We start from the raw sequence: 15,356 nt of genomic DNA, 5'->3' as shown, positions 1-15,356 counted from the left end.
CCGCGGGCCGCGCTCAGCCGAGCGCGGCCCGCAGGTTCTCCGGCGTGAGCCGGCGGGGCCCGACGTAGTAGAGCGTCGCCCCCGCCGGCACCCGCGTCGCCCAGTCGGGGCTGACGTGCACGTCGCCGTCGACGCCGAGGGCCAGCACCGTGGTGGCGCTGGTCTCGCCGAGCGTGCGCTGCCACTCGCCGTACGTCGCGTCGGCGCCGTCGGGCACGACCGTCGACCAGGTGCTCGGCCCGCCGGGGGTCATCAGCTCGTCGTACACGGTCGCGATGCCGGGGTCGGCCAGCTCGTCGAGGACGAGCCCCAGCGCGTGCCACTGCACGCAGTGCACCGTGGGGTCGATGCGGCGCACGGTACGACGTCGCGCGACGTCGCGCAGGGTGACGACCGTGTGGACTCCCGGCGCGGCCTCCTCGGCCGCCACGGTGAGCGTGATGGCCTCGTTGTCGTCGCGGGCGTCGACGAGCACGGCGGAGGCCCGGTCGATCGCGGCCCGCCGCAGCACGGCCAGGTCGGTCAGGTCGCCGCGCACGAACTCGACCCCCGCGACGTCGACCAGGGGGTGCTGGGGCACCTGGTCCTCCCAGGCGCACACGACGATCGTGGTGTCGTCCTCCGCGCGCAGGTCGGCGACGAGCCGGTCGGTGCGCCCGGCGGTGTAGCCGACCAGCACGAGGTGGCCGGAGAGGTCGAGGCTGAGGAGGCCGTTCATGCGTCGTCCCTTCGCGTTCGCCAGCGTGGCGGCGAGGTGGGTGAAGAAGGTGGTGAGGGTGGCCACGCCTCCGGCGACGACGTAGGCGCCCACGAGCCGGCCGCCCGTCGTGACCGGGAAGTAGTCGCCGTACCCCACCGTGGAGGCCGTGACGAGGAACCACCACCAGTAGTTGGCGGGGTCGGCGATGTCTCCGTCGGGCTCGAGCAGGGCCATCGCGGCCCAGCTGGTGCTGAACACGACGAGCAGCACGATCAGGGGCGTGCGCCACGTGACGCGCGAGGTGAACCGGGCCCAGAGCCGGGCGAGGACGAAGACCATCAGTAACCCACCCAGGCGTGCTCGGAGTAGCGCAGGATCGCGGGGTCCAGGAGCGTCGACACGTCACCGGGGCGATCGGCCATGTCGGGCGGGAAGACCGCCGCCGCGTCGAGCACGCCCGGGGAGGCGAAGCGCGTCGCCGGGGCCCCGGCCGCGATGTCGAGGGGCGGCGCGACCGTCGCGCCCGTGCCGTCCGTGCCGCCGGGGCCGTCGGCGGTCGCCAGCACCCAGCCCCAGTCGCCGAAGGACGGCACGTCCGCGTGGTACGGCGTCGTGGCGAAGCCGGCGTCGGCGAGCGTGCGTCGCACGCACCAGAACGCGTCGGGGGCGAAGAAGGGTGAGCCCGACTGCACGACCAGCCGCGCGTCGGGGGCGAGGAGCGAGCGCAGCGTCGCGTAGTGCTCCCGCGAGTAGAGCTTGGCCAGCGCGGGCGAGTCCGGGTCCGGGTAGTCCACGACCACCACGTCGTAGCTCTCCCCGGCGTCGGCGGCGCCGCGGGCCCACGAGAACGCGTCGGCGGCCTCGTAGGTCACCCGGGGGTCGGCCCACGCGTCCTCGTTGAGGTCGCGGATCGGCTCGTAGCGGCGGGCCAGGTCGACGACCGCCGGGTCGAGGTCGACGAGCGTGACCTCCTCGACGTCGTCGTACCCCAGCACCTCGCGCAGCGCCAGGCCGTCCCCGCCGCCGAGCACGAGCACCCGGGCGTGCGGGCCCGCCATGGCCGGGTGCACGAGCATCTCGTGGTAGCGGTACTCGTCCACGGACGAGAACTGCAGGTCGCCGTCGAGGTAGAGCCGCACGTCGTCGAACTCCGCACCCTGGAACCACCCGCGGGTCACGACGATCGACTGGTACGCCGACCGCTCGCTGTGGACGATCGGGTCGCGGTAGAGCGCCTGCTGGGCCGTCGCCTCGAAGGCGCTCGCCCGCCACGCCATGAGCCCCAGGGCCAGCGCGGTGACGACGCACGCGGAGACCGCGACGAGCAGCGGCGTACGGGTGCGGGCCCGGCGGCCCAGGGCGAGCGCCACGACGGCGGCGGCGGCCACGTTGAGCGCGGCCGTGGCCAGCGCGCCGTCGAGCAGGCCGAGCAGGGGGAGCAGCAGGAAGGGGAACGCGAGGCCGCCGACGAGCGCTCCGACGTAGTCGACGGCGTTGATGTCGGCGACGGCGTGGGCCGCGTCCTGGCGGCGCAGCTGCTGCAGCAGCGCCATGAGCAGCGGGATCTCGGCCCCGACCAGCAGGCCGATGGCGAAGGACGCGACGACCATCGCCGGGGTGTAGAGCGAGAGCCAGGCGAAGGCGGCGTACAAGGCGGGCACGGAGAAGCCGCCGACGACCGCGAGCGCGAGCTCGACGCCGACGAAGGCGCGCAAGGGGTGGCCGAGCAGCGGCTTGGCCGCGACGGCGCCCACACCCATCGCGAACATGGTCACCGCGAGCACGAGGGAGGTCTGGGTGACGGTGTTGCCGAGCAGGTAGCTGCCGAGGGTGACGAGGGAGAGCTCGTAGACGAGGCCGCACGCGGCGCACACGAAGACCGCGGCGAGCACGACCACGCGCAGCGCGCGCGCCGAGACCCCCCGGGGCGCGGCGCCGGCCCCGGGGGCGGGAGCGGTGGTGGCGCTCAGCTGATCGACGCGGCGACGACCAGGCCGACCGCGAGCTGGACCGCGACCGCGACGTACGCCGCCGGGTCGTCGGAGTCGTCGACCACCAGCTCGGCGAGGCTGCCCGGGGTCACCAGGTCGAGGAGCCAGAACGAGAGGCCGAGCAGGGCGACGCCGATGAGGCCGAAGACCGAGGCCTCCAGCAGCGTGTCCCACGTGTCGCCCTGGGCCGTCCAGAACGCCGTGGCGATGATGAACCCGAGTGAGACCTGGGTCGAGGCCAGCACCAGGGCGGCGTCGCGGCGGTGCTCGACGAAGACCTGCCGGCCGAGGTGGCCCGGGGTCAGCAGGTCGACCATGAAGTAGCCGATGACGAGCAGGAGGAGGCCGACCCCGGCGAAGGCCAGGGTCGCGAGGGACTCGTCGAGGAGCTCGGGCATGTCGTGCCTTTCGGTGCGGGTCGGTGCTCGTGGGGTGCGCGTGCTGTGCCGGGGTGGAGCAGGTGGTGCGGGTGGTGCGGGCGGTCGGCCGGGTCACTTCCCGGAGCCGGAACCGCCCCCGCGGTAGCTGCTGCCGCCGCCCCCGCCGCCGTAGTAGCCGCCCCAGAAGCCCACGAAGGTGCTGTTGTTGGAGTAGCCGCGGTCGAACTCGTCGAGGGTGATGCGCGAGCCGTCGCCGTCGTCCGAGACCGTCACCATCCAGTCGTTGCTGTAGCGCAGGAAGGCCCGGCCGTCGGCCTCGCGACGGTCCGACGGGTTCGTGCCGGCGGCGATGGCGGCGGCGGTGGTCGTGACGTCGTCGTCCGAGCGCCACGTGACCGTCTCGTCGTCGGGGTCGGAGCCCGAGACGTGCTCGTAGTGGTCGTCGATCCAGTCCTTCGGGCCGTTGCCGAAGCCGCCGAAGAGGATCGGGACGAGCACGATGCCGACGAGGAGGAGGGCCCCGACGATCAGCAGGCCCTTGGCGCGTGAGCTCACGGGCGACCCTCTCAGCGGGCGCCGGGCTCGTCGGAGCCCGGGTAGACGGTGAGCTCCCACGGCTGGAGGGGCTCGCCGAGCGAGGCCTCCCAGCTGCCGCCGAAGTTCTCGAAGCCGAGCAGGTGCTTGCCGTCGGCGCTGGCGTAGTCGACGTACTCCGCGGTGCCCTGCGGGGCGGTACCCGTCGAGCCCTGGGAGCGGAAGGCCGCGGAGCCCCGCTCCTGCAGCCGGTAGGCCACGCCGCCGACGATGACGTCGCGGTCGCCGGGAGCGCCCTGCTCGACGTCGCCCGCGGGGATGCCGCGCCACAGCGCGACCTCGAAGCCCTCGTCGTCCTCCACCGAGAGCCAGCGGCGGGCCTCGGCGTCGTCGAGGAAGTGCTCGGTCCACGTGTAGCCGGACTCGTCGAAGTCGAGGCGGCCGCGGACGAAGAGCATCGCGCCCTGGTACTCCACGATGTCGCCCACCCGCAGGCGTCGCAGCGGCTCGACGGAGGCCAGGTCGTTCTCGGCGATCACGTCACCGGGCGGTCGGGAGCCGCTGGTCGCGGGCTTGCGCGTGCGCGCCACGACGACGGCGGCCGCGACGGCAGCGGCCAGCACCAGCAGCAGGATGAGCCACCACACGGACGATCACTCCTCAGGGGGTCGGACGGGATCCGGAGCCTCGTTACCCCGCGCCCGGACGCCCAAACCCCACCACGCCGCGCCGGGGACCGCCAGCCCCGTCCACAGGTCGGCGGCCGCCACCACCCCGCGGGTGGCCGGGTGTCGGTGCGACCTCGTAGGTTCGTCGCCGTGAGCGTCCCCCCCGTGCCCCCGCCGCCGACGGACGGGACCCCCGCCCCCGTCCGCACGAGCACCGGGGTCTTCGTCTGCCTCGAGGGCGGCGACGGTGGCGGCAAGTCGACGCAGTCGGCCCTGCTCGTCGAGCGGCTGCGGGCGGGGGGCTACGAGGTGGTGCCGACGTTCGAGCCCGGCGACACCGCGGTGGGCCGCGAGCTGCGCCGCATCGTGCTCGACCCGGCCACCGGCGACCTCGCGGCCCGCACCGAGGCGCTGCTCTACGCCGCCGACAAGGCGGAGCACGTCGAGCGCGTCGTGCTGCCCGCGCTGGAGCGCGGCGCGGTGGTGGTGACGGACCGGTACGTCGACTCCACCCTCGCCTACCAGGGGGCCGGCCGGGCGCTCGGCGACGCGCTGGCCGGGCTCGAGCAGGTCGCCCGCTGGGCCACCCGGGGGCTGCGTCCCCACCTGACCGTCGTGCTCGACGTGCCGCCGGCGGCCGGGCTGGGCCGTCTCGAGGGCCGCGACCGCATCGAGGCCGAGTCCGCCGAGTTCCACGAGCGCGCCCGCCAGGCGTTCCTGGCCCTCGCGGCCCAGGACCCGGCCCACTACCTCGTCGTCGACGCGCGGGGCACCCGCGCGGAGATCGCGTCGGCGGTGTGGGAGCGCGTCGCCCCGCTGCTGGGCCAGGCAGTCCGCGGCGACGGGGCCGACCAGACCGGCGGGGAGGGCGCGTGAGCGTCTGGGACGGCCTCGTGGGCCAGCGCCCGGCCATCGCCGCGCTGGCCCCGGCCGCGCGGGAGGGCCGGGGCATGACGCACGCCTGGCTCTTCACGGGCCCGCCCGGCTCGGGTCGCTCCAACGCGGCGATCGCGTTCGCCGCCGCGCTGCAGTGCGAGCGGGGCGGCTGCGGCGAGTGCCACGACTGCCGCACCGTGCTGGCCGGCTCGCACGCCGACGTCGGCGTCATCCGCACCCAGCGCCTGTCCATCGGCGTCGACCAGGTGCGGGACCTGGTGCGCCGCTCCGCCCTCGCCCCGGTCGGGCGGCGCTGGCAGGTGCTGGTCGTGGAGGACGCCGACCGGCTCACCGACCAGGCGTTCAACGCGTTGCTCAAGGCGATCGAGGAGCCGACGGAGCGCACGGTGTGGATGCTGTGCGCCCCCACGGTCGAGGACGTGCTGCCGACCATCCGCTCGCGCTGCCGGCTCGTCACGCTGACGACCCCGGCGGCGGCCGACGTGGCCGCGTTCCTCGAGCGCACCTGCGACGTGCCGCCCGACCTCGCGGCGTACGCGGCCCGCGCCAGCCAGGGCCACATCGGCCGGGCGCGGGCGCTCGCCACGGACGAGGCGACCCGGCAGCGGCGGGCGGCGGTGGTCGCTCTCCCGGGGCGGCTGCGGTCGCTCGGCGCGGCGATGACGGCGGCCGCGACCCTCAACGAGACGACGAGGCAGGAGGCCGAGGCCATCACGGTCGAGCTCGACGCGGCCGAGCGCGCCGACCTCGACGCGGCGTACGGCGTGGTCGAGCGGGGCCGCCGGCCGCGGGAGTACGCGCCCGCCCGCGCCGCGCTCGAGCGCGAGCAGAAGTCGCGGGCCAAGCGTCGCCACCTCGACGTGGTCGACCGGGCGCTGACGGACCTGGTGTCGGTCTACCGCGACGCCGTCGCGCTGGCCGTCGGCGCGGGCGGCGAGCTGGTCAACGAGGAGCTGCGCGACGACGTGCAGGTGCTCGCCGACCAGCGCGGCGCCGAGGGCTGCCTGCGGTGCATCGACGCGATCTTCGCGGCCCGCGAGCAGATGCTGGAGTTCAACGTCCCTGTCATGCTGGCGCTCGAGTCGATGGCGGCGGGTCTCCTGCCGACGACCGGTGGTGTCGGCGCGGGGACCTCGACGAGGGTGGGGGACGCGTGAGGCGAGGAGCAGTCCTGGCGTTGGTGCTGGCACTGGTGGTGGTCGTGGCGGGAGCCGTGACCGCGGTGGTGCTGGTGAGGGGTGGCGGTGATGACGTCCGCGAGACCGGCGGGCGTCAGGAGGCCGCCGGCGACGGCGCCTCGACGGAGGACGACGACGCCCGCACCCCGCCGAGCCCGGAGCTCGAGCCGTTCTACTCCCAGGAGATCGACTGGGAGGAGTGCGACGACGAGGGCGACGAGTTCGACTGCGCCCAGCTCGAGGTGCCGCTCGACTACGCCGAGCCCGACGGCGAGACCATCGAGCTCAAGCTCGTGCGGGACCCCGCCGACGAGCCCGACGACCGGATCGGCTCGCTCGTGGTGAACCCCGGCGGCCCCGGGGCGCCGGGCTCCGAGATGGCGACGCGGGGCAGCGCGGCGTACGGGCAGGTGCTGCTCGACCGCTTCGACGTCGTGGGCTTCGACCCGCGCGGCACCGGCGCCAGCCGCCCGATCGACTGCCTCTCCGACGCCGAGCTCGACGCCTACCTGGCCGACTCCGTCGACCCGACGACGCCGGAGGGCGTGGCCGAGGTCGAGGGCTGGCAGCAGCGGATGGGCGAGGGCTGCGCCGTGCTGTCGGGCGACCTCGTCGACCACGTCTCCACCGTCGAGAGCGCCCGCGACATGGACGTGCTGCGCGCCGCGGTGGGGGACTCCTCGCTGCACTACCTGGGCTTCTCCTACGGCACCACGCTGGGCGCGACATACGCCGAGTACTTCCCCGAGCGCGCCGGCTCGCTGGTGCTCGACGGCGCGACCGACCCGTCGCTCTCGCGCATCGACGGGTCGCTGAGCCAGGTCGCCGGCTTCGAGCTGGCGTGGGACAACTACCTGGCCGACTGCGTCGAGACCGCGTGCTCGCTGGGCGCGACGGTGGAGGAGGCCGACGCGGCGGTGAACGGCTTCCTCGACGGCCTGCTCGCGCAGCCGCTGGCCGTCGGTGACCGCGAGCTGACGCAGGCGCTGGCCACGACCGGCATCCAGGCCGCGCTCTACAGCGAGGACAGCTGGACCTACCTGACCCAGGGCCTCGAGACCGCGTTCGCCGGCGACGGCACGCTGCTGCTCCTGCTGGCCGACCTGTACGCCGACCGCAACGAGGACGGCAGCTACAACTCCAACCTCATGGAGGCGTTCTACGCCATCTCGTGCCTCGACGACCCGACCAGCCTGACGCCGCAGGAGGCCGCGCCGTACGCGGACGACTTCGCCGCCGCCTCGCCCACCTTCGGCGAGGGCGGCCAGCTCGGTCTCGGCTGGTGCAGCGGGTACCCGGGGCGCACGAGCGAGGAGCGCCGCGAGATCCGCGGCGCCGGCGCGGAGCCCATCCTCGTCGTCGGTACGACGGGCGACCCGGCCACGCCGTACGAGGAGGCCGTCGCGATGGCCGAGCAGCTCGAGTCGGGCGTCCTGCTGACCCGGGAGGGCGAGGGTCACACCGCCTACGGCTCGGGCAACGACTGCATCGACGAGACCGTGGAGGCGTTCCTCGTCGACGGCGAGGTGCCGGACGACGGCACGACCTGCGCAGCCTGAACCACCCGTCCCCCGGTCACCGCGGGTCGTAGGGCTCGGCGATCTGTCGGATGCGGGCCGTGGCCAGCTCGATCATGAGGCGCGCGGCCGGTGAGAGGGTCGCCCCGGCCCGGTGCACGACGGCGAGGCTGTCGTACTGCCGCGGGCGCAGCGACACGTAGCCGGCGCCCGGCGCCAGGCGGGGGAGCAGCTGCACGGCCGCGCCCTTGGGGATGACGGAGTCGGCCAGGCCCATGCCGACGAGCTCGACGGCCGTCTCGACGTCCTCCACCTCGATGCGCGTCATCGGGTTGCGCCCCGTCTCGTGGAGCATCTGGCGCAGCACCATCCGGGTGGAGTCGACGGCCCGCCACGTGGTCTCGGGCATGACGAGCTTGGCCAGCGACAGCCGGTGCGCCGTGACGGGCGTGGCGAGGTGGGCGGGATCGGCGCTGATGTAGACCAGCTCGTCCTTGGCCACCGGGGTGACGCTCATGCCCTCGCTGCTCGCGGCCGGCACCGCGATCATCGCCGCCTCGAGCCGACCGCGGCGCAGGTCCTCCTGCACGTCGGTGGAGTTCTGGCCGATGAGCTCCACCCGCACGCCGGGGTAGCGCTCCAGCACGTCGGCGACGAGCCCGGCCCCGGCGTACAGCCGCGCGGTGCCGAACATCCCGAAGCGGATGGTGCCGGTCTCGAAGTTGCGCGCGCTGGCGACCGCGCGGCGCGCCTCGTCGGCGGCGGCCAGCGTGCGCTCGGCGTGCGGGCGCAGCTCGTCGGCCATCGTGGTCGGCACCACGCCGCGGCCGACGCGACGGAAGAGGGGCACGTCGAGGGTCTTCTCCAGCGCCCGGATCTGCTCCGAGACGCTCGGCTGGGCGTACCCCAGCTCGGCCGCGGCCGCCGTCAGCGAGCCGTGCTCGTAGGTGGCGAGGAAGCAGCGGAGCTGGTGGAGCGAGAGCACGGTCACAACCATAGGTCAGACCTAGGGTTCCTGCTGGGAAGTGAGGCTACCCCTTGAATCTCGATGACGAGAGACTCGTGGTGTCACCGATCTGACCCCGAGGAGGTCCCCGTGTTCGTCCACCACTGCACCGCGTGCCGGAAGCAGCAGCTCACCTTCGACTCGCAGTTCACCGCGGTCCGCGCCGTCGAGGGCGGCTACGAGGCCACCTTCACCTGCTGGTGCGGCGCCGAGCAGACGCACCTGAGCGACGGCGCCCGCGCCGCCCGCCTGGCCCTCGCGGCCTGACCGACCCGACCCGCGGCCCCCGCGGACCCGATTTCGCCTCCGCGACGGACGTCCCTATACTTCTGCGGGTCGTCCGTCATGGCGGACGGCGCGCCGCCTTAGCTCAGTCGGTAGAGCGAATCACTCGTAATGATTAGGTCGTCAGTTCGATTCTGACAGGCGGCTCCGGCACGTGGCCCCCTGACCTGCAGCGATGCAGGGCGGGGGGCTTCGTCGTACCCGGGGTGGTAGGAGAGAGGCCATGACCCCCGCGACCCCCGCGACCCCCGTGACCCCCGCGATCACCGCCGTCCGGATGACCGGCGCCGCCCACCGCGAGGAGCTGCCGCTCCTCGTCCTCGGGCCGTCGCTCGGCACGTCCGCCGCCACGCTGTGGACCACCTGCGCGGCCGGGCTGACCGACGCCTTCGACGTCCTCGCCTGGGACCTGCCCGGCCACGGGCACAACAGCTCGGTGCCCGACGAGCCGTGGACCGTCGCGGACCTGGCCCGCGGGGTGCTGACCGTGATCGACGACGTGCTCGCGCAGCGCGGGGAGGTCGGCGGCACGTTCGCGTACGCCGGTGACTCGGTCGGCGGAGCGGTCGGCCTGCAGCTGCTCCTCGACGTCCCGGCCCGGGTCGAGGGCGCCGTGCTGCTGAGCACCGGCGCCCGGATGGGCACCCCCGAGCTGTGGGCCGACCGGGTGGAGCGCGTGCGCGCCGGAGGTACGGCGGCCGTGGTCGCCACCGCGGCCGAGCGCTGGTTCGCCCCCGACTTCCTCGACCGGCGACCGTCGGTCGGCTCGGCCCTCCTGGTCGCGCTGCAGGAGACGGCGGACGAGGGCTACGTCCAGGTGTGCCGAGCGATCGCGGCGTTCGACGTGCGCGAGCGGCTCGCGGAGGTCACGGCCCCCGTGCTCGCCGTGGCCGGCGCCGTCGACGCGGCCACCCCGACCGCCGCCCTCGAGGAGATCGCCGCCGGCGTGCGGGACGGCCGGCTCGTCGTGCTCCCCGACGTCGCGCACCTGCCGCCGGCGGAGGCGCCCGAGACCGTCGCCGCGCTGGTGCGCGAGCACCTGCTCGGCGAGACCGCGCCGTCGACACCCGTCACCTCGGCGGCACGCGACGACCGCTCGGCGCGGCACGAGACCGGCGACCTGGTGCGCCGCGAGGTGCTGGGAGACGCCCACGTCGACCGGGTGGTCGGGGAGACCACCGACTTCACCGACGACTTCCAGGAGCTGGTCACCGACCACCTCTGGGGCGGCGTCTGGGCCCGCCCCGGCCTCGACCGGCGGAGCCGGTCCCTCGTCGCGCTCACCGCCCTGGTGGCGCAGGGCCACCACGAGGAGCTCGCCGTGCACGTGCGGGCCGCGCTGCGCAACGGGCTGCGCGCCGACGAGATCAAGGAGGTGCTGCTGCAGACGGCGGTCTACTGCGGCGTCCCCGCGGCCGGCGCGGCCTTCCGCATCGCCCAGGAGGTGCTGGCGGAGGAGGGGCTGGCCTGACCCGGCGTCGTGGCGCGGCCGGGCCGTTCCCGCCCGCGGGGCGTCCGTCGTCGGTAGGTTCCGGTGCCGTGGGGGACGCGGGGCAGAGCGACGAGCGGGACGCGCGCGGAGAGCGTGCGCATCGGGGCGTTGACGACGCAGGAAAAGTGGGCGGTGCTGTCGTGCGCGCTCGTGGCGGTCTCTGCCGTCTTGGGTTCGGATGACGATCCTTCAGTGCTGGACCACGTGCTCGACGCCTTCGTCCTCGCCTCGTTCGCCGGCCTCCTCTGCTGGACCGTCTGGGCCTGGTGGCACCGCCGCCGCACGGGCCAGGACGTGGCACGCTGCGTCGGCGTGGTCGCCACGTGGCGGACCGCCAGCACCTGCCCGACCTGCGGGGCGCCCGTGGTGGGCGAGCGCCGCGGCTACGACAGCCGGCTCGGGCCGCTGCACCGCGAGCGCTACACGTGCGCGGCCGCAGGCCCGGCGCACCTCGACGACACGTGGCCCGTGCGGGACCGCGGTGGGAAGGACGTGGCGCGATGAACCCCGACGACCTCGGCGACGACCTCGTGCTCGACTTCGTCCCCGCGCTGGTGGCGGTGCTGCTCGCGACCGAGCGCGCCAAGGGCGAGCCGCTCGCCGAGGCGGAGGTGCTGGCGGTGCGCGACGGCGCGACCTGCGTGCGGGTGCCGCGCTCGGTCGCCGCGGCGCTGGCCGAGCAGCGCGGCTACGACGACCTCGACCCCGAGCGGGTCTGGGAGGAGTGGCAGGCGGTCCGCCGCTCCTGGGAGTGACGCGAGCCGGACGTCAGGCGCCCTGCTCCTCCTCGCGCAGCCGCGGCGGCGTGAAGGTCTCCGGGTGGAAGCCGGTCTTGTCGGCGTAGAACTCCCGCACCCGGTCCATGTCCGCGCGCACGTCGCCGGACGGGTGGAACGTCGGGCCCCAGCCCACGGTGCGGCTCGGCACGTCGAGGTAGGCGAGCGTGATGGGCAGGCCCGTCTGCTGGGCGATGCGGTAGAAGCCGGACTTCCAGTACTCGCCCTTGCTCCGGGTGCCCTCGGCGGCCAGGCCGAGCAGGAAGGGGTGGTCGCCCTCGGCCTGCGCGAGGAGGGCGCGGACCGTCGTACCGGGGTTCTTCCGGTCGAGCTCGACGGCGCCCGTCGCGCGCAGCAGGGGGCCGAGCGGGCCGCGGAACATCTCCTTCTTGACCAGCAGGCCGATGCGGATCCCGTAGGACCAGCCGAGCAGGAGGGTGAGCACCCAGTCCCAGTTCGAGGTGTGGGGGGCGCCGACGAGGACGCCCCGCTCGGGCACCTCGCCGACGGCGCGCCACCGCGCGGCCTTGAGGACGAGACGGGCCACCGTGCGGCGGATCAGGAAGTGACGCTTCACCTCCTGACCGTACCCGGCGCGGGCCCCGCTCAGCCGTCCCGGTCCGGCGCCGAGCCCCCCGCGCCGTCGACCTCGCCGGTGCGCGCGAGCGTGTCGGCCAGCATCGTGCGCAACGTCCAGGCGAGGTCGGCCGGGTCGCTGGCGGGGCCGCTCTCGAAGCCGACGAGCACGTACATCCCGGCGACCGCGGTACGGCGGGCCAGCTCGCCGTCGCCGAGCACGGCCTCCATCGACTCCGCGAGGTGGCGCAGCCGCTCGGCGTCCACCTCCTGCTGCACGGCCCGCACCTCGGGGTCGTGGGCCGCCCAGACGCGGATCGCGGCCTCCGAGGCGTGCGGCAGCCCCAGGGCGACCTCGACCAGTGCCTCGAGCCGGTCGACGTCGCCCACGACGGAGCGCGTGCGGGTGATCAGCTCGTCGCTGCGGCTCGCCCGCCAGTGCCGGATGAGTGCGGACGTGTAGGCCGGCCAGCCGTCGAAGAAGTGGTAGAAGGGCCCGGTCGAGGTGCCGGCCTCCGCGCACACCGCGGCCAGCTTGAGCCCGGCGTGCCCGTGCTCGGCGAGGATCGCGAGGCCGGCCTCGAGGTAGCGCTCCTGCCCGCGGGTCCGCCGTACCGCCGCTGCGCCCTCCCCGTCCACCTCCACGGCCGCGACGGTACCGGCGTACCCGTTGCACGTCCCTGTAACTCGACTTACAGTCCGAGGACCGCCCCCTGGAGGTGCAGCGTGAGACGGACCGACCGCACGGCCGGGCTCGACCCGGAGACCGACTACCTCGAGATCTACCGCGACCTCGGTGCCCACGAGTTCCCCTGGGACCTCAACCAGGCCCTGAGCTTCGCCCTCTTCCGCACCTACGCCGTGCCGAGCATCGGGCGACTGCTGGACGCGACCGGGCAGTTCACCGGGCCGACGCAGAAGCGGTACGACGACACCGCCCTGCTGCTCGAGGCCCCGCTGGTCGACGGGCTCGACAGCCCCCGGGGCCGGGCCGCGATCCGTCGCATCAACCAGATGCACCGCACCTACGACATCAGCAACGACGACATGGTCTACGTGCTGTCGACCTTCGTCGTGGTGCCGCGGCGCTGGATCGACGCCTACGGCTACCGCCGGCTGAGCGAGACCGAGGTGCGGGCGTCGGTGCGCTACTACGTCGAGCTCGGCCGCCGGATGGGCATCAAGGACGTCCCGGACACGTACGACGGGTTCGCCGCGCTCATGGACTCCTACGAGCGCACGCACTTCGCGTACGACCCGGGCGCGCGACGGGTCTCCGACAGCACGCTCGCGCTCCTCGCGTCGTTCTACCCGCGCCCCGCGCGGAAGGCGGTCGAGCGCTTCAGCCTCGCGGTCATGGACGACCCGCTGCTCGCCGCGTTGCGGTACGACGCGCCCCACCCCCTCGCGCGGCGCCTGTCCCACGGCGCCCTGCGGACCCGTGGCCGGATGGTCGCGCTGCTGCCGCCCCGGCGCCGGCCCGTGCTGGTGCAGGACTCGCGCCGCCAGCGCACCTACCGCGGCGGTCTGCCGCCGGTGGAGTCGATGGGCACGTTCGCGCCGGGGTGCCCGGTGCACCGCCCGGTCGGCACCGGTGCCGACCCGGCGGGGGACGTCAGGTCGGCGTGACGGCGCCGGTACCGACCGGCACGATCACGACGACGGGCTCGAACCGCTCGCCGGGTGCGTAGACGCCGCCGAACAGCTCGGCCCCGGCCGCGGTGAGGCGCACGTCCCCGGCGGTCCAGAGCGCCACGCCGTCCGCGGCCGCGTCGGGACTCGGGCGGTGCGCGAGGTCCAGCGTCACGAGGGGCACGCGCGGGGCGCCGGCGGTGTCGTGGGGGTCGTGCGGGTCGTGGGGGTCGTGCGGGTCCGCGACCCAGAGCGTCGCGCCCGCGTCGCCGAGCGTGATCCACGGGTGGGCGATGCGCACGGACATCATCCCGCCGTGGCCGGAGAACCGGACGTCGCCGCGGAAGGCCCATGCCCGCGTCGTACCGCTCGGCAGGTCGACCGCGGCCGGCGCCCGGTCGTCGAGGGGGAACAGCACCTCGTCGCCGCCGACCGGCACCGCTCCGTCGGAGACCGAGCCGGTGCCGCCCGGCGTGCGCCGCACGTAGGAGACGAACGACGCCTTGATCGCCCACCGCAGGCCCGGGGGCGGGGCGCCGCCAGGGGTGCGTGTCTGCTCCGGGGCCGTCATGCGTCCGATGCTTCCATGCGCAGGGTTTCGGGTCCAGGTGCGCCTGGCGACGACTCGGCCGTGCTGCGCGTGCGCTTCGCGACGACTCGCGGGGAAGGGTCGCGCGGGTGCGCGCGTTGCCCGGGCGTGAGGCTCTCCCTGCTCGACCGCTCCCGCACGCGCGCCGGCCGCCCCGACGGCGAGGCGCTGCACGACACGGTGGCGCGGGCGCGGTGGGCGGAGGAGCTGGGGTACGACCGCATCTGGGTGGCCGAGCACCACGGGGTGCCCGGCGTCGCCTCCGGCTCGCCGCCCGTGCTGCTCGCCGCGATCGGTGCGGCTACCGGTCGCATCCGCATCGGCTCCGGGGGCGTCATGCTGCCCCACCACCAGCCCTTCGTCGTCGCCGAGCAGTTCCGCATGCTCGACGCGCTGCACCCCGGGCGCGTCGACCTCGGGGTGGGCCGCTCCCTCGGCTTCACCGAGCCGGTGCGCCGCGCGCTGCGGCAGGGCACCGACGCGCCGGACACGTTCGAGGCCGACCTCGCCGAGCTGCGCCACCACCTCGCCGGCACCGGGGCGGTGACGGTGCGCCCGGCGGGCGGGCACGTCGTACCGCTCCACGTGCTCGCCACCGGCCGTGGGCTCGTGGTGGCTGCCCGCCTCGGGCTGCCGGTCGTGCTGGGTGGGCCCGTGCTGGGGAGCGACGAGCTGCCGGGGGCGCTGGCGGCCTACCGCTCCGGGTTCCGGCCCCACGCCGACGGCGACCGGCCACGGGTCACGGTGTCCCTCGACGTGCTCGTGGCCGACGACGCGGCGACCGCCCGCGAGCTGGCCCTGCCCGAGGCGTGGGCCATGGCCCGCTCGCGGCAGACGGGGGAGTTCGGCCCGCTCGAGGCGCCGGCCGCCATCCGCGCGCAGGCGTGGACCGACCAGCTGCGGCGCCGCGTCGAGGCCCACCTCGACGGCGCGGTGGCGGGCACGCCCGCGCAGGTACGACGCGCGCTCGAGCGCCTCGCGGAGCGCACCGGCGCCGACGAGCTGCTGGCCAGCACCTCGACCCACGACCGCGACGCCCTGCGCGCCGCCGACGCCGCCCTGGCCGCCCTCGTGCTGGGCGGCTGACCCGGCGGCGCGGCTCGTCGGGCGCGGGTCGTCGGGCGCGCTCCGGCAG

Annotated in this window: 18 protein-coding genes and 1 tRNA gene; 10 read left to right on the top strand and 9 right to left on the bottom strand. The window is 75.0% G+C overall.

Annotation, left to right across the window (positions count from 1 at the left end):
• Positions 1 to 13: 13 nt before the first annotated feature.
• The 5 genes from INN71_RS11645 to INN71_RS11625 all read right to left on the bottom strand — a co-directional run bounded on the left by INN71_RS11645 (position 14) and on the right by INN71_RS11625 (position 4,252).
• The gene (locus INN71_RS11645) at positions 14 to 1,039 is read right to left on the bottom strand and encodes an ion channel (RefSeq protein ID WP_277499510.1); all 1,026 of its coding nucleotides are present in this window, start codon (positions 1,037 to 1,039) and stop codon (positions 14 to 16) included.
• The gene (locus INN71_RS11640; RefSeq protein WP_277499572.1) at positions 1,039 to 2,670 is read right to left on the bottom strand and encodes a polyamine aminopropyltransferase; all 1,632 of its coding nucleotides are present in this window, start codon (positions 2,668 to 2,670) and stop codon (positions 1,039 to 1,041) included. Before INN71_RS11640 ends, INN71_RS11645 begins: the two co-directional genes overlap by 1 nt.
• Positions 2,667 to 3,089 (bottom strand): DUF350 domain-containing protein, encoded by a 423-nt coding sequence (locus INN71_RS11635; protein WP_277499511.1) that lies wholly within the window; start codon positions 3,087 to 3,089, stop codon positions 2,667 to 2,669. Before INN71_RS11635 ends, INN71_RS11640 begins: the two co-directional genes overlap by 4 nt.
• 93 nt (positions 3,090 to 3,182) lie before the next feature.
• Complete coding sequence (locus INN71_RS11630) at positions 3,183 to 3,626, bottom strand: DUF4247 domain-containing protein (RefSeq protein ID WP_277499512.1); 444 nt, start codon at positions 3,624 to 3,626, stop codon at positions 3,183 to 3,185.
• Positions 3,627 to 3,637: 11 nt separating this feature from the next.
• Positions 3,638 to 4,252: a DUF4178 domain-containing protein gene (locus INN71_RS11625; RefSeq protein ID WP_277499513.1), complete on the bottom strand. Its 615-nt coding sequence runs from the start codon at positions 4,250 to 4,252 to the stop codon at positions 3,638 to 3,640.
• A gap of 171 nt (positions 4,253 to 4,423) precedes the next feature.
• Here INN71_RS11625 and tmk point away from each other — a divergent pair, with 171 nt between their 5' ends.
• The 3 genes from tmk to INN71_RS11610 are packed head-to-tail and all read left to right on the top strand — an operon-like array spanning position 4,424 to position 7,907.
• Complete coding sequence (gene tmk / locus INN71_RS11620; protein ID WP_277499514.1) at positions 4,424 to 5,149, top strand: dTMP kinase; 726 nt, start codon at positions 4,424 to 4,426, stop codon at positions 5,147 to 5,149.
• Entirely contained in the window at positions 5,146 to 6,327 is a 1,182-nt protein-coding gene (locus tag INN71_RS11615; protein ID WP_277499515.1) for a DNA polymerase III subunit delta', read from the top strand. The genes tmk and INN71_RS11615 overlap by 4 nt, the downstream gene beginning before the upstream one ends.
• Positions 6,324 to 7,907 carry an alpha/beta hydrolase gene (locus tag INN71_RS11610; RefSeq protein ID WP_277499516.1) on the top strand — a complete coding sequence of 528 codons (1,584 nt, stop codon included), beginning with the start codon at positions 6,324 to 6,326 and terminating at the stop codon, positions 7,905 to 7,907. The genes INN71_RS11615 and INN71_RS11610 overlap by 4 nt, the downstream gene beginning before the upstream one ends.
• Positions 7,908 to 7,923: 16 nt before the next feature.
• On the opposite strand, the gene INN71_RS11605 is transcribed toward INN71_RS11610, so the two are convergent.
• A complete protein-coding gene (locus INN71_RS11605) occupies positions 7,924 to 8,850 on the bottom strand; it encodes a LysR family transcriptional regulator (RefSeq protein WP_277499517.1) in 927 nt (308 codons plus the stop codon).
• A 111-nt stretch (positions 8,851 to 8,961) separates the two neighbouring features.
• On the opposite strand from INN71_RS11605, the gene INN71_RS11600 reads away from it, so the two are divergent.
• From INN71_RS11600 to INN71_RS11580, 5 genes are all read left to right on the top strand, one after another.
• Positions 8,962 to 9,138 (top strand): hypothetical protein, encoded by a 177-nt coding sequence (locus INN71_RS11600; protein ID WP_277499518.1) that lies wholly within the window; start codon positions 8,962 to 8,964, stop codon positions 9,136 to 9,138.
• Positions 9,139 to 9,230: 92 nt separating this feature from the next.
• Positions 9,231 to 9,303: transfer RNA gene (locus tag INN71_RS11595), tRNA-Thr, on the top strand.
• A gap of 76 nt (positions 9,304 to 9,379) precedes the next feature.
• Complete coding sequence (gene pcaC / locus INN71_RS11590; protein ID WP_277499519.1) at positions 9,380 to 10,627, top strand: 4-carboxymuconolactone decarboxylase; 1,248 nt, start codon at positions 9,380 to 9,382, stop codon at positions 10,625 to 10,627.
• 213 nt (positions 10,628 to 10,840) lie between these two features.
• A complete protein-coding gene (locus INN71_RS11585; RefSeq protein ID WP_277499520.1) occupies positions 10,841 to 11,152 on the top strand; it encodes a hypothetical protein in 312 nt (103 codons plus the stop codon).
• Positions 11,149 to 11,403, top strand: coding sequence for a hypothetical protein (locus INN71_RS11580; RefSeq protein ID WP_277499521.1), 255 nt, complete (start codon positions 11,149 to 11,151; stop codon positions 11,401 to 11,403). Before INN71_RS11585 ends, INN71_RS11580 begins: the two co-directional genes overlap by 4 nt.
• Before the next feature lie 13 nt (positions 11,404 to 11,416).
• On the opposite strand, the gene INN71_RS11575 is transcribed toward INN71_RS11580, so the two are convergent.
• Entirely contained in the window at positions 11,417 to 12,001 is a 585-nt protein-coding gene (locus INN71_RS11575; RefSeq protein ID WP_277499522.1) for a 1-acyl-sn-glycerol-3-phosphate acyltransferase, read from the bottom strand.
• A gap of 29 nt (positions 12,002 to 12,030) precedes the next feature.
• Entirely contained in the window at positions 12,031 to 12,645 is a 615-nt protein-coding gene (locus INN71_RS11570) for a TetR/AcrR family transcriptional regulator (protein WP_277499523.1), read from the bottom strand.
• Positions 12,646 to 12,726: 81 nt separating this feature from the next.
• On the opposite strand from INN71_RS11570, the gene INN71_RS11565 reads away from it, so the two are divergent.
• Positions 12,727 to 13,629, top strand: coding sequence for an oxygenase MpaB family protein (locus tag INN71_RS11565; protein ID WP_301800441.1), 903 nt, complete (start codon positions 12,727 to 12,729; stop codon positions 13,627 to 13,629).
• On the opposite strand, the gene INN71_RS11560 is transcribed toward INN71_RS11565, so the two are convergent.
• Positions 13,616 to 14,203 (bottom strand): HtaA domain-containing protein, encoded by a 588-nt coding sequence (locus INN71_RS11560; protein WP_277499525.1) that lies wholly within the window; start codon positions 14,201 to 14,203, stop codon positions 13,616 to 13,618. The two genes, INN71_RS11565 and INN71_RS11560, sit on opposite strands and share 14 nt — an antisense overlap.
• Before the next feature lie 126 nt (positions 14,204 to 14,329).
• Here INN71_RS11560 and INN71_RS11555 point away from each other — a divergent pair, with 126 nt between their 5' ends.
• Positions 14,330 to 15,307 carry an MsnO8 family LLM class oxidoreductase gene (locus INN71_RS11555; RefSeq protein WP_277499526.1) on the top strand — a complete coding sequence of 326 codons (978 nt, stop codon included), beginning with the start codon at positions 14,330 to 14,332 and terminating at the stop codon, positions 15,305 to 15,307.
• The last annotated feature ends 49 nt before the right edge of the window (positions 15,308 to 15,356 follow it).

Origin of the sequence: Nocardioides sp. ChNu-153, assembly GCF_030466625.1 — a bacterium.
Lineage (GTDB): Bacteria > Actinomycetota > Actinomycetes > Propionibacteriales > Nocardioidaceae > Nocardioides.
Note: the sequence above shows the minus strand (reverse complement) of the source record. Positions and strands in the feature narration are given on the sequence as shown.